Origin of the sequence: Pseudomonas sp. JAI120, assembly GCF_014207255.1 — a bacterium.
Lineage (GTDB): Bacteria > Pseudomonadota > Gammaproteobacteria > Pseudomonadales > Pseudomonadaceae > Aquipseudomonas.
Genome location: NZ_JACHCZ010000003.1, coordinates 528,904 through 542,111 on the forward strand (window position 1 = coordinate 528,904; position 13,208 = coordinate 542,111).

Annotated in this window: 14 protein-coding genes; 5 read left to right on the forward strand and 9 right to left on the reverse strand. The window is 61.7% G+C overall.

Features of this window, described 5'->3' with window-relative positions; all coding sequences use genetic code 11:
- Positions 1-19 precede the first annotated feature (19 nt).
- The 3 genes from HDC32_RS19960 to HDC32_RS19970 all read right to left on the reverse strand — a co-directional run bounded on the left by HDC32_RS19960 (position 20) and on the right by HDC32_RS19970 (position 1,839).
- Positions 20-295, reverse strand: a complete 276-nt coding sequence (locus HDC32_RS19960) for an HU family DNA-binding protein (protein ID WP_003176958.1) — start codon at positions 293-295, stop codon at positions 20-22.
- 191 nt (positions 296-486) lie between these two features.
- On the reverse strand, positions 487-1,635 hold the full coding sequence (locus HDC32_RS19965) for an NAD(P)/FAD-dependent oxidoreductase (RefSeq protein WP_131697675.1): 1,149 nt from the start codon (positions 1,633-1,635) through the stop codon (positions 487-489).
- A gap of 36 nt (positions 1,636-1,671) precedes the next feature.
- Entirely contained in the window at positions 1,672-1,839 is a 168-nt protein-coding gene (locus HDC32_RS19970; RefSeq protein ID WP_003213373.1) for a rubredoxin, read from the reverse strand.
- Between the two features lie 197 nt (positions 1,840-2,036).
- Between HDC32_RS19970 and HDC32_RS19975 the strand changes: the two genes are divergently transcribed.
- Both HDC32_RS19975 and ubiA read left to right on the forward strand, forming a co-directional pair.
- On the forward strand, positions 2,037-2,600 hold the full coding sequence (locus tag HDC32_RS19975) for a chorismate lyase (RefSeq protein ID WP_145337396.1): 564 nt from the start codon (positions 2,037-2,039) through the stop codon (positions 2,598-2,600).
- Positions 2,600-3,490: a 4-hydroxybenzoate octaprenyltransferase gene (gene ubiA / locus HDC32_RS19980; protein WP_145337395.1), complete on the forward strand. Its 891-nt coding sequence runs from the start codon at positions 2,600-2,602 to the stop codon at positions 3,488-3,490. Before HDC32_RS19975 ends, ubiA begins: the two co-directional genes overlap by 1 nt.
- Positions 3,491-3,522: 32 nt before the next feature.
- Here the strand turns inward: ubiA and HDC32_RS19985 are convergent, their stop codons facing one another.
- Entirely contained in the window at positions 3,523-3,903 is a 381-nt protein-coding gene (locus HDC32_RS19985) for a hypothetical protein (protein ID WP_145337394.1), read from the reverse strand.
- A 154-nt stretch (positions 3,904-4,057) separates the two neighbouring features.
- Here HDC32_RS19985 and phoB point away from each other — a divergent pair, with 154 nt between their 5' ends.
- The 3 genes from phoB (at position 4,058) to HDC32_RS20000 (ending at position 7,721) form a co-directional block, all read left to right on the forward strand.
- Positions 4,058-4,747, forward strand: coding sequence for a phosphate regulon transcriptional regulator PhoB (phoB, locus tag HDC32_RS19990; RefSeq protein WP_003176964.1), 690 nt, complete (start codon positions 4,058-4,060; stop codon positions 4,745-4,747).
- 76 nt (positions 4,748-4,823) lie between these two features.
- The gene (phoR, locus tag HDC32_RS19995; RefSeq protein ID WP_205885705.1) at positions 4,824-6,110 is read left to right on the forward strand and encodes a phosphate regulon sensor histidine kinase PhoR; all 1,287 of its coding nucleotides are present in this window, start codon (positions 4,824-4,826) and stop codon (positions 6,108-6,110) included.
- Positions 6,111-6,380: 270 nt separating this feature from the next.
- A complete protein-coding gene (locus tag HDC32_RS20000; protein WP_131697680.1) occupies positions 6,381-7,721 on the forward strand; it encodes a hemolysin family protein in 1,341 nt (446 codons plus the stop codon).
- 3 nt (positions 7,722-7,724) lie between these two features.
- On the opposite strand, the gene HDC32_RS20005 is transcribed toward HDC32_RS20000, so the two are convergent.
- The 5 genes from HDC32_RS20005 to pstA all read right to left on the reverse strand — a co-directional run bounded on the left by HDC32_RS20005 (position 7,725) and on the right by pstA (position 13,203).
- Positions 7,725-8,396, reverse strand: a complete 672-nt coding sequence (locus tag HDC32_RS20005; RefSeq protein WP_145337393.1) for a M23 family metallopeptidase — start codon at positions 8,394-8,396, stop codon at positions 7,725-7,727.
- 257 nt (positions 8,397-8,653) lie between these two features.
- Entirely contained in the window at positions 8,654-9,565 is a 912-nt protein-coding gene (locus tag HDC32_RS20010) for a response regulator (RefSeq protein WP_131697682.1), read from the reverse strand.
- Between the two features lie 168 nt (positions 9,566-9,733).
- A complete protein-coding gene (gene phoU / locus HDC32_RS20015; protein ID WP_184745221.1) occupies positions 9,734-10,495 on the reverse strand; it encodes a phosphate signaling complex protein PhoU in 762 nt (253 codons plus the stop codon).
- Between the two features lie 70 nt (positions 10,496-10,565).
- The gene (pstB, locus tag HDC32_RS20020; RefSeq protein WP_027608247.1) at positions 10,566-11,399 is read right to left on the reverse strand and encodes a phosphate ABC transporter ATP-binding protein PstB; all 834 of its coding nucleotides are present in this window, start codon (positions 11,397-11,399) and stop codon (positions 10,566-10,568) included.
- Positions 11,400-11,532: 133 nt separating this feature from the next.
- Positions 11,533-13,203, reverse strand: coding sequence for a phosphate ABC transporter permease PstA (gene pstA / locus HDC32_RS20025; RefSeq protein ID WP_131697683.1), 1,671 nt, complete (start codon positions 13,201-13,203; stop codon positions 11,533-11,535).
- Positions 13,204-13,208 lie beyond the last annotated feature (5 nt).

Below are 13,208 nucleotides of genomic sequence, written 5' to 3' on the forward strand. Positions count from 1 at the left end.
CCTGTCGAGACGGCACTGTTTACGCGTTAACGGTGTCTTTAAGCGACTTACCCGGCTTGAACGCAACGGTATTACTGGCCTTAATCTTCACAGGCTCACCGGTCTGCGGGTTTTTGCCGGTGCGGGCGCCACGGTGGCGTTGCAGGAAGGTGCCGAAACCAACCAGGGTGACGCTGTCCTTGCGATGCAGGGCGCCGGTGATTTCTTCGAGAACGGCGTTGAGGACGCGGTTGGCCTGTTCTTTGGTGAGATCCGCTTTTTCAGCGATGGCGGCTGCGAGTTCTGGTTTACGCATATATGAAGCCTCTTTGACGGTTTTTTGTTGTTATGTCCGTGCTGCTCTCTAACGGAACAGCGGCCAAGGCGCCGCAGGCTCTACTCTGCGGCAGACGGGAGTGAGGATGGCATGCCCTCGTACGCCGCGCCAGTCTCGCGGCGCCCTTTCTAGGGTAAAAAATGTGCTTATTCCGACAGAACGACCGGTATTTACGCCAGCAACGGCGGAAGTTCTTTGTTGAGGGCGAGTTTTTCCATCACGGCGCTGCCGGTCAGCGCGTAACCCAGCAGGCGGCCGCTGGCGTCGCGGCACAGGGCCTTGATGTCGGCGCCCTGGCCTTCGACGCTCCATACACCTTCTGTGCCCCGTGGCGGCGGCGAGACCACCAGCGGGCAGACCGGCGTTTTCACGGTGACCGGCATTGGGCCGTAGCTGACAGCGGTGGCGTTACCGGCCAGGGTCTGGGCCAAGGCGCGGGCGCAGCTCATCAACGGCATCACGTACAGCAGGTTCAGGCCGTCAACTTCGGCGCAGTCGCCCAGGGCGTAGATATTGGCGTGGGAGGTCTTGAGGTGGCGGTCCACCATGATCCCGCGGTTGGTCTGCAGGCCGGCGGCGGCGGCCAGGTCGACACGCGGGCGCAGGCCGATGGCCGAGACCACCAGGTCGCAGTGGACCACCTCACCGTCCGACAGGTGCGCTTCCAGGCCGTCAGCGGTGCGCTGCAGGCGGTTGAGCACCGGGCCCAGGTGGAAACGCGCCCCCAGCCCTTCCAGACCGGCCTGTACCGCTGCAGCCGCCGCCGGGTGCAGCAGGGTCGGCATGACTTGCTCGCACGGCGCCACCAGGTCGATCTCATAGCCGCCGAGGATCAGGTCGTTGGCGAACTCACAGCCGATCAGGCCGGCGCCGAGCAGCAGCACGCGGCGCTTGCCGGCAGCGGCGGCGCGAAAGCGGGCGTAATCTTCGAGGTCATTGATGGGGAAAACCAGCTCAGCGGCGTCTCCTTCGACTGGTACGCGCACGGTTTCTGCGCCCCAGGCCAGGACCAGATCACGATAGACCACCGCTTCTTCACCGATCCACAGGCGTTTGTGACCGGGATCGATGCCGCTGACGCGGGTGTGGGTGCGCACTTCGGCCTTGAGTTGCTCCGCCATGGCACCGGGTTCGGCCATGCTCAGGCCATCGGCTTCCTTGTTCTTGCCAAAGCCGGTGGAAAGCATGGGTTTGGAGTAGGAGCGCCCGTCATCCGCGGTGATCAGCAGCAATGGGGTTTCGCTGTCGAGCTTGCGAAACTCCCGGGCCACGTTGTAGCCGGCCAATCCTGTGCCGATGATCACGACAGGTGCGTTCATTCCTTTCTCCTTGTAGTACGGTTCTGAAACTGAAAATTAGCCGATTTCGATCATTTCGAAATCCATTTTGCCGACGCCGCAGTCCGGGCACAGCCAGTCTTCCGGTACGTCCTGCCACAGAGTGCCCGGAGCGATACCATCATCCGGCCAGCCGTCTTTTTCGTCATAGATCAGGCCGCAGACTACACATTGCCACTTCTTCATTTACTTGCTTCCTCAGGGTCCAGGCTGGTTGGCCGGCGGTCGATGGATCCAGCATTGCCGCACGGCTCAGGGCGTTTTGTACTGATCGGGGCCGGCAGATGCAAGCACGATCGACGCAAGGCGCCCGCGCAGCCCGGCAAAAGATCAGGACGCCATGGTAAGCTCGCCGCCTCTTTTGCTGCCAATACTGACGCACCGTGCCGCACTCAATCGCCCTTCCCGATGCTTGCCAATGGTTGACCCAGAGCCTCCTGAGCCCTGCGCCCGCGCCCTTGACCCTCAACTGGCTGTTCGACGAAGGCTCGCTGACCCGCCGGCTGACGTGGCTGTCCAACGATGGCTTCAGCGTGACGCCGCTGTTCGAAGGCTGGCAGCCGCTGCGCGATGATGAATGCGCGGCGCTGCATATGCCCCCGGCCAGCATCGGTTGGGTGCGCGAGGTGTATTTGCGTGGGCATGGCCAGCCGTGGGTATTTGCCCGCAGTGTGGCGGCGCGCAGTGCATTGCAGGGCGACGGCTTGCAGATGGACGAATTGGGCAGCCGTTCCCTGGGCGAATTGCTGTTTTGCGACCGCGCGTTCACCCGCCAGGCCATCGAGGTGTGCCATTACCCTCGCCAGTGGCTGCCGACCACGGACCAGTCCGACGGGCTGTGGGCACGCCGCTCACGCTTCGATCGTGGGGCGCTGAGCGTGCTGGTGGCGGAAGTCTTCCTGCCGAGTTTCTGGCACGCGCTGCATGACCATCCGGAGAACTGCTGATGTATCAACGTCTGCTCAAATCCTTGAACCGCCTGAACCCCAGGGCCTGGGATTTCATTCAGTTGACCCGCATGGACAAGCCCATCGGCATCTACCTGCTGCTGTGGCCGACGCTGTGGGCGCTGTGGATCGCCGGCAAGGGTTCGCCGTCCCTGGCCAACATCGTGATTTTCGTGCTGGGCGTTACGCTGACTCGCGCTGCCGGTTGCGTCATCAATGACTGGGCGGACCGCAAGGTCGACGGCCATGTGAAGCGCACCGCGCAACGCCCGCTGGCAAGCGGCAGGATCAGTTCGAAAGAGGCCCTGGTGTTCTTTGCGGTACTGATGCTGATCAGCTTCCTGCTGGTACTGCTGACCAACGCCACAACCATTTGGTTATCGCTGGGCGGCCTGGCACTGGCGGTCAGCTACCCGTTCATGAAGCGCTACACCTATTACCCGCAGGTGGTGTTGGGCGCGGCGTTTTCCTGGGGCATGCCGATGGCGTTCACCGCCGAAACCGGCCACCTGCCCGCCACCGCCTGGCTGCTGTATATAGCCAACCTGCTGTGGACGGTGGGCTACGACACCTATTACGCAATGACCGACCGCGACGACGACTTGAAGATCGGCGTCAAATCCACTGCGATTCTGTTCGGCGATGCCGACCGGGTGATCATCCTCACCCTGCAAGGCCTGGCGCTGCTGTGCCTGTTGCTGGCCGGCGCACGGTTTGAGCTGGGCGGTTGGTTCCACCTGGGGTTGCTGGCGGCGGCAGGCTGCTTTGCCTGGGAGTTCTGGTACACCCGCGACAGGGACCGGATGAAGTGCTTCAAGGCGTTTTTGCACAACCACTGGGCCGGGTTGGCGATTTTTATCGGGATTGTGGCGGATTACGGGTTTCGATGAGGGGCCAGGCCCCTCACCGCTAGCGGGCTGAATCAGGGCTTGGCGACTTTCCAGGCCCCGTCCATTTTGCCGTCGCCGGTCATGTCGCCGGCCTTTTTGTCCATCACAAAGGTATAGAGAGGCTTGCCGTTGTAGGCCCATTGGCCCTTTTGATCGTCACGGGTGATAACGGTCCACTTGCCCATGGGTTTGTCGGTGGACTCGGCCATCAACGGCGGCCAGTTGGTGGCGCACTTGTCGTTACACATGGACTTGCCATCGGCGTCCTTGGCGAAGGTGTAGAGCGTCATGCCCTTATGATCCACCAACATCCCGTCTTTCGTCATCGCCGGGTCTGCGGCAAATGCCAGTGTCGGCAGTGTCAACGCCGCCGTGACCAGAAGGGCCTTCCAGGAAAAAGTACTGTGATTCATCGGAACCTTCCTTTTGTGGTTGTCAGGATTCGGACCCAAAGCGTAGTCCAGAGTGCCGCTAATTGCCCGAGCGACTAAATTACTGTCACACGACTGCAATATTTCCGTTATCTAATGCGGCGCAAGACAGTTAAATGACAAGAGGATTTTAGGCATGGTTGGCAGGAGCATTCTGATTGTTGACGACGAAGCGCCCATCCGCGAGATGATCGCCGTTGCGTTGGAAATGGCCGGCTATGACTGCCTGGAGGCGGAGAACTCCCAGCAGGCCCATGCCATTATCGTCGACCGCAAGCCGGACCTGATCCTGCTGGACTGGATGCTGCCCGGCACCTCCGGCATCGAACTGGCCCGCCGCCTCAAGCGCGATGAGCTGACCGGGGATATCCCGATCATCATGCTCACCGCCAAGGGCGAAGAGGACAACAAGATCCAGGGCCTGGAAGTCGGCGCCGATGACTACATCACCAAGCCGTTTTCCCCACGGGAGCTGGTAGCGCGCCTGAAGGCCGTATTGCGCCGGGCCGGCCCGACCGATGGCGAAGCGCCTATTGAAGTCGGCGGCCTGCTGCTGGACCCGATCAGCCACCGCGTGACCATCGACGGCAAGCCGGCCGAGATGGGCCCGACCGAATACCGCCTGCTGCAATTTTTCATGACCCACCAGGAGCGCGCCTATACCCGTGGCCAGTTGCTGGACCAGGTGTGGGGCGGCAACGTGTATGTGGAGGAGCGCACCGTTGACGTGCATATCCGCCGCCTGCGCAAAGCCTTGGGTGACGCTTACGAGAATCTGGTACAAACCGTGCGCGGCACCGGCTACCGGTTTTCAACCAAAGGCTGAGCCAGCCCTTCCTTAACAGCTGACAAGGACGCATGTTTAAGTGAACCAAAACTGGCATGGCACCCTGATCCGCCACATGCTCCTGTTGATCACCGCCTGCCTGTTGGTAGGCCTGGTCAGCGGCTATTACGGCTGGAGCCTGGCCATTGGTATCGCCCTGTACCTGGGCTGGACCCTCAAACAATTGCTGCGCCTGCATGAATGGCTGCGCCAGCACAAACCCGACGAAGCGCCACCTGACGGCTACGGCCTGTGGGGTGAGGTGTTCGACAGCATCTACCACCTGCAACGCCGCGACCAACGGGTACGCGGGCGCCTGCAAGCGGTGATCGACCGGGTGCAGGAGTCCACCGCCGCGCTCAAAGACGCGGTGATCATGCTCGACAGCGATGGCAACCTGGAATGGTGGAACCGCGCCGCCGAGACCCTGCTGGGCCTCAAGACCCCCCAGGACAGCGGCCAGCCAGTGACCAACCTGGTGCGCCACCCACGCTTCAAAGAGTACTTCGAGCAGGAAAACTACGAGGAAGCGCTGGAAATCCCCTCGCCGACCAACGACCGCGTGCGTATCCAGCTGTACCTGACGCGCTACGGCAACAACGAACACCTGATGCTGGTGCGCGACGTAACCCGCATCCATCAACTGGAACAGATGCGTAAAGACTTCGTCGCCAACGTTTCCCACGAATTGCGTACGCCATTGACGGTGATCTGCGGCTATCTGGAGACGCTGCTGGACAACGTCGACGAGATCAACCCGCGCTGGAGCCGTGCCCTGCAGCAAATGCAGCAGCAGGGTTCACGCATGCAGACCCTGCTCAACGACTTGCTGTTGCTGGCCAAGCTTGAAGCCACGGATTATCCGTCGGACAACCATCCGGTGGCCGTACAAAGCCTGTTGCAGACCATCAAGAATGACGCCCAGGCCCTGTCGGGCGAGCGCGGGCAGCAGATCAGCCTGGATGCCGACCCGCGAGTGTTGCTCAAAGGCAGCGAAGGCGAATTGCGCAGCGCGTTCTCCAACCTGGTGTTCAACGCGGTGAAGTACACCCCGGACAAGGGCACTATCCGCATCCGCTGGTGGGCCGACGAACAAGGCGCACACCTGAGCGTGCAGGACTCCGGCATCGGCATCGACGCCAAGCATCTGCCGCGCCTGACCGAGCGCTTCTACCGCGTCGACTCCAGCCGCAACTCCAACACCGGCGGCACCGGGCTGGGCCTGGCCATCGTCAAGCATGTGCTGCTGCGCCACCGTGCGCGCCTGGAAATCAGCAGTGTGCTGGGGCATGGCAGTACGTTCACCTGCCATTTTCCGCCAGCGCAGATGACCCGTTCGCGGCTCGTCGGAAATGATGAATAACTCGAACACAGCACGAAACCAAATGTGGGAGGGGGCTTGCTCCCGATGGCGGTGCACCAGTATCAGATATGCTGACTGACACACTGCTATCGGGAGCAAGCCCCCTCCCACAATTGGAATTGTGCTGTTTCGAATAAGGCATTCCACACCCCACCCGGCGGCAACCACTAGGCAAGCGCCCCGTCAGCCGCTACATTGGCCGACTTGCGCCTGCCTTCCAGGCCCTTCTGTCCCCCCTTATTGAACACACGGAACCTGCAAAACCCAATCATGGACCCTTCCCCTGGTATCACCCTCGCCACACTCTTCGCCGATTTCGGCATGATTCTTTTTGCTCTGATCCTGGTACTGCTCAACGGTTTTTTCGTTGCGGCGGAATTTGCCATGGTCAAGCTGCGCTCGACCCGGGTCGAGGCCATCGCCCACACCAACGGCTGGCGCGGGCAGATCCTGCGTACCGTACACAGCCAGCTCGATGCTTACCTGTCGGCCTGCCAGCTGGGTATCACCCTCGCCTCCCTGGGCCTGGGCTGGGTCGGTGAGCCGGCCTTTGCGCATATCCTGGAGCCGCTGCTGGGCGCCGCAGGCGTCGAATCGCCGGAAGTGATCAAGGGCGTGTCGTTCTTTGCCGCGTTCTTCGTGATTTCCTACCTGCACATCGTGGTCGGTGAACTGGCACCCAAGTCCTGGGCCATTCGCAAGCCCGAACTGCTGTCACTGTGGACGGCGGTGCCGCTGTACCTGTTCTACTGGGCCATGTACCCGGCGATCTACCTGCTCAACGCCAGCGCCAATGCGATCCTGCGCATTGCCGGCCAAGGCGAGCCTGGCCCGCACCACGAGCACCATTACAGCCGCGAAGAGCTCAAGTTGATCCTGCACTCCAGCCGTGGCCAGGACCCGAGCGACCAAGGCATGCGCGTACTGGCCTCCGCCGTGGAAATGGGCGAGCTGGAAGTGGTGGACTGGGCCAACTCCCGTGAAGACCTGGTGACCCTGGACTTCAACGCCCCGCTCAAGGAAATCCTCGCACTGTTCCGCCGCCATAAGTTCAGCCGTTATCCGGTATATGACGCGGTGCGCAACGAGTTTGTCGGCCTGTTGCACATCAAGGACCTGCTGCTGGAACTGGCGGCCCTGGACCACATCCCAGAATCGTTCAACCTGGCCGAACTGACCCGCCCGCTCGAACGTGTGTCGCGGCACATGCCGTTGTCGCAGTTGCTGGAGCAGTTCCGCAAAGGCGGCGCGCACTTTGCCCTGGTGGAAGAAGCCGACGGCAAGATCATCGGCTACCTGACCATGGAAGACGTGCTGGAAGTGCTGGTAGGCGATATTCAGGACGAACACCGCAAGGCCGAGCGCGGCATCCTCGCCTACCAGCCCGGCAAACTGCTGGTACGGGGCGACACGCCGCTGTTCAAGGTGGAACGCCTGTTGGGTGTCGACCTGGACCACATTGAGGCCGAAACCCTCGCAGGGCTGGTCTACGACACGCTCAAACGGGTACCGGAAGAGGAAGAAGTGCTGGAGGTTGAAGGCTTGCGGATCATCATCAAGAAGATGAAAGGGCCGAAGATCGTACTGGCCAAGGTCCTGCTGCTGGATTGACCCTCAATTGCCCAATGCAAAATTGGGCAATGTCCCCACCGGCTGGTTGAATTCGTAAGGGATCGACACCAGCCCGGCCTCGCTACTCTGCTGCACCACGAAGTGCAGGTGCGGCCCGCTGCTGTTGCCGGTATTGCCCGACAACCCCAGCGCGCTGCCCACTGCTACGCGCTGCCCCGCCCTGACGCTGACCGAACCTTGCTTGAGATGCAGGTACACGCCCTGGGTACCGTCATCATGCTGCACGCGCACGAAATTGCCCGACGCATCGTTGCCGCGTCCGATCTGGCTATTCTCGATTTTCACCACCACACCGCTACGCGCCGCAATGATCGGCGTGCCTTCGGGCATGGCAATGTCCATGGCGTAGCGGCTTTTGGCGTCGGTGTGGCTGAAACTGCCGTTGGGGCCTTGGGTCAGACGGAACGGACCGCCACGCCAGGGCAAGGGGTAGCGGTAGGCTTGTTGTGGGTAACCAGGTTTGGGTCTGTCGAGTGCTGGCCGTTGTACGCGCTCGACCCTGCGTTCTTGAATCACGAACGCCTGGGCACCGGGGGTTTGCCGGTCGCTGAAGAACACCATGCCGTTGGCATCGGTGGATTTGTAGAGGGTCATGGCCTGGGTCGAAGTGGCGACCGCAGCCAACGTGCAGGACAGCAAGAGGCGAAGAACCATGGCGCGAACCTGCCGGAGTGAATGAACAGCAAGCTAACAACGGTTGATGACAATCTTGTAGTGAGCGGGCTCGCCCCGCGCTGGGCTGCGCAGCAGCCCCGAAACCAGGCGCAGAGGAGTGCCTGATACACCGCATTCGTCTTCGTCAGGGGCGCTTCGCACCCCAACGCGGGACAAGCCCGCTCGCCACAGAGGCCCCAGTTTGCTGCGCGCCAGCGCTATGTCGAAGAGGTAGTGGGACCTCCCTCACCACAAGGTCAGGCACCCGGCACAAAATGCTTCTGCGCCGTACCACGCGCAATCAGGCGGGAGATGTAGTCGAGCTTCTGCGCGTCCTGATCAATAAAGCGGAAGGTCAGTTGCAGCCAATCGCTATCGGGCTTGGGCTCGAAGGCGACGATGGCGTGCAGGTAACCGTTGAGACGGGCCACCTCAGCGTTGTCGCCCTGTTCCAGGTCGAGCACGGCACTTTCCAGCACCTGAGGCAGGACCTCACCGCGACGCACCACCAGCAGCGCCTCCTTGATGCTCAGCGCCTTGATCACGCATTGCTGGGTGCCGCTGGACAGGCGCAACTGGCCCTGGCCACGGCCGCCAGTGGGTGCAGCGCCTGGCGCTTGGACCGGCGGGGCGTTGTTAAGCAGGCCTTTGTTTGGCGCAGACGCGGCAGCCGCGACGGGGGCGGCACGTACGGCTTCTGGCTTGCCACCGGTCAGGGCGCTCAGGGAATCATTGCCGAAGGCCGAGTTCATCTTGGTCGGCGCGCTGGCGACCAGGGCATCGAGGCGACCAACCTTGTGCAGGGCCTGTTTGACCTTGTTCAACAGTTGCTCGTTGGTAAACGGTTTGCTGACGTAGCCGGAAACCCCGGCCTGGATCGCCTGGACCACGTTCTCTTTGTCACCACGGCTGGTCACCATCACAAACGGCATGGACTTGAGGTGCGGTTGCTCGCGGCACCAGGTCAACAGCTCCAGGCCGGACATCTCCGGCATTTCCCAGTCGCACAGCACCAGGTCGAAGCTCTCGCGCATCAGGATGGTCTGGGCCTTCTTGCCGTTTACCGCATCTTCAAGCTTGATCCCGGGGAAGTAGTTGCGCAGGCACTTCTTCACCAGGTCGCGGATAAACGAGGCGTCATCCACCACCAATACACTGACTTTACTCATCGACCCTTCATCCTATAAAAACTTCGGCACGCAAAACGCCTGACTGATGGCATTTTGCCAAAACTCTGTAGTCACGTTCGGACTTTCTTTTACCCGACTCGCAAAAAAATCGGGGGCCGCAAACGAAAACGCCCGACCAAAGGCCGGGCGTTAATTTCTCGGGCAACCTTACTTATCGTCAGATTCACCCGAAACATTAGGGATTTGATCGGCTGAACCTTCAACTTCGGCCTTCATGCGCTTGAGGCCCATGTGCCGTACGTCGGTACCGCGCACCAGGTAGATCACCAGTTCCGAGATATTGCGCGCGTGATCACCGATCCGCTCCAGGGAACGCAGCACCCAGATGATGCTCAAGACCCGCGAGATAGAGCGCGGGTCTTCCATCATGTAGGTGGCCAGCTCACGCAGGGCGGTCTTGTATTCACGGTCGATGACCTTGTCGTACTGCGCCACCGACAACGCCAGGTCGGCGTCAAAGCGCGCAAAGGCATCAAGGGCATCACGCACCATGTTGCGCACCTGGTCGCCGATGTGACGCACTTCGACATAACCGCGCGGCGCTTCACCCTCTTCGCACAGCTGGATGGCACGGCGGGCGATCTTGGTGGCTTCGTCGCCGATCCGCTCGAGGTCGATCACCGACTTGGAGATGCTGATGATCAAGCGCAGGTCGGATGCCGCCGGCTGGCGACGGGCGAGAATGCGCAGGCATTCTTCGTCGATGTTGCGTTCCATCTGGTTGATCTGGTCGTCGATCTCGCGCACTTGCTGGGCCAGGCCCGAGTCAGCCTCGATCAGCGCGGTCACGGCGTCGTTGACTTGCTTCTCCACCAGCCCGCCCATCGCCAGGAGGTGGCTGCGCACTTCCTCGAGCTCGGCGTTGAACTGCGCGGAGATGTGGTGGGTAAGGCCTTCTTTACTAATCATGTTGGCGTCCTTGGAGCGTCCGGTAAGGTGCGGAGAACCGCAGCGTCAGTGCAATCAGAACCACAGCTTCCTAGCCGTAGCGACCGGTGATGTAGTCTTCGGTCTGCTTCTTCGCCGGATTGGTGAACAGGGTGTCGGTATCGCCGAACTCCACCAGCTTGCCCATGTACATGAACGCGGTGTAGTCGGAAACCCGCGCCGCCTGTTGCATGTTGTGGGTCACGATGACGATGGTGAACTTGGACTTGAGCTCGTAGATCAGTTCTTCGACTTTCAGCGTCGAGATCGGGTCGAGTGCCGAGCACGGTTCGTCGAGCAACAGCACTTCCGGCTCCACGGCGATGGTGCGCGCGATCACCAGGCGTTGCTGCTGGCCGCCGGACAGGCCGAGTGCCGACTCGTGCAGGCGGTCCTTGACCTCGTCCCACAGCGCCGCGCCTTTAAGGGCCCACTCAACCGCTTCGTCGAGGATGCGCTTCTTGTTGATGCCCTGGATGCGCAGGCCGTAGACCACGTTTTCGTAGATGGTCTTGGGGAACGGGTTAGGCTTCTGGAACACCATGCCCACGCGGCGACGCAGCTCGGCCACGTCTTCGCCCTTGCGGTAGATATTGGTGCCGTAGAGGTTGATGGCCCCGTCCACGCGGCAGCCGTCGACCAGGTCGTTCATGCGGTTGAAGGTACGCAGCAACGTGGACTTGCCGCAGCCGGACGGGCCGATGAAGGCGGTCACGCGCTGCTTGGGGATGTTCATGCTGACGTCGAACAGCGCCTGCTTGTCACCGTAGTACAGGCTCAGGCCCGGCACTTCGATGGCCACAGTTTCCTGGGCCAAGCTCAGGCTCTGTTTGTCGCGACCCAGGGCAGACATGTTGATGCCGTGGGAATGGGTGTCGTGTTGCATGGGATGCTCCCTGTGCTGTTGTGTGGGAGGGGGCTTGCCCCCGATAGCGGTGCATCAGGAACATGTGTGCTGGCTGGCACACCGCAATCGGGAGCAAGCCCCCTCCCACAAATAAGTCCGCGTTCAATTCAGATTAGCTGTCCAGCGCCTTGTACTTCTCGCGCAGGTGGTTACGAATCCACACCGCCGACAGGTTGAGCGTGGCGATCACCAGCACCAGCAGCAAGGCGGTGGCGTACACCAGCGGCCGTGCCGCCTCGACGTTAGGGCTCTGGAAGCCGACGTCATAGATATGGAAGCCCAGGTGCATGATCTTCTGGTCCAGGTGCAGATACGGGTAGTTGCCGTCCAGCGGCAGCGACGGGGCGAGTTTCACCACGCCGACCAGCATCAGCGGCGCCACTTCACCGGCGGCGCGGGCCACGGCGAGGATCATGCCGGTCATCATCGCCGGGCTGGCCATCGGCAGCACGATCTTCCACAGCGTTTCCGCCTTGGTCGCGCCCAGCGCCAGGGAGCCTTCACGCACCGTACGCGGAATCCGCGCCAGGCCTTCTTCGGTGGCCACGATCACCACCGGTACCGCCAGCAGCGCCAGGGTCAGCGAGGCCCAGAGCAGGCCCGGTGTACCGAAGGTCGGTGCCGGCAGCGCTTCGGCGAAGAACAGACGGTCGACCGAGCCACCCAATACATACACGAAGAAACCCAGGCCGAACACGCCGTAGACGATGGCCGGTACACCCGCCAGGTTGTTCACGGCGATGCGGATAATCCGCGTCAGGGTGTTCTGCTTGGCGTATTCACGCAGGTATACCGCCGCCAGCACGCCGAACGGGGTCACGATCATCGCCATGATCAGGGTCATCATCACGGTGCCGAAGATGGCCGGGAAGATCCCGCCTTCGGTGTTGGCTTCCCGCGGGTCATCGCTGAGGAATTCCCACACCTTGCTGAAGTAGAAACCGATCTTGGTCACGGTGCCCATGGCGTTCGGCTGGTAGGCGTGCACCACTTTGCCGATGCCGATTTCAATTTCCTTGCCGTTACCATCGCGAGCGGTCAAAGCGTCGCGGTTGAACTGGGCGTGCAGGTCGGCCAGGCGTGCTTCGATGTCCTGGTAGCGGGCGTTCAGCTCGGCGCGGTCGGCATCCATGTCGGCCTGGGCGGCGGCGTCGAGCTTGCCTTCCAGCTCAAGCTTGCGGCCGTGCAGGCGAATGCGTTCGAGGCCGGCGTTGATCGCGCCGATGTCGGATTTCTCCAGGGTCTTGAGCTGGGCCGCCAGCTTGTTAACGCGGTCCACGCGGGCTTGCAGCTCCGGCCACGCGGCCTCGCCTTCGGCGATGACCTTGCCATCCTGCTTGACGTTGACCAGGGTGCCGTAGAAGTTGCCCCACTCACGACGCTCGATGGTCATCAGGTTTTTCGGCGTGGTCTGGTCCTTCAACCACTCGCCGACGATCCAAGTGAAGTCGTTGCCGTTCAGGTCACGGTTGCCGACCTTGATCAGCTCGCGGGTCATGAATTCCGGGCCCGCATCGGGCACCGGCAGGCCCGCGCTTTTCAGGCGCTCGCGCGGCACTTCTTCTTTCTGCACCACTTCGCCGATGACGATATGGTTTTCCTGGCCCGGCACGTTGTAGTTGGCCTGGATCAGGTCAGCCGGCCAGAAGTGGCCCAGGCCACGCACAGCAATCACCGCCAGCAAACCAATGGTCATGATGACCGCGATGGACACCGCGCCACCACTGATCCAGACGCCGGGAGCGCCGCTCTTGAACCATCCATTCAGGGAGTTCTGTTTCACAGACT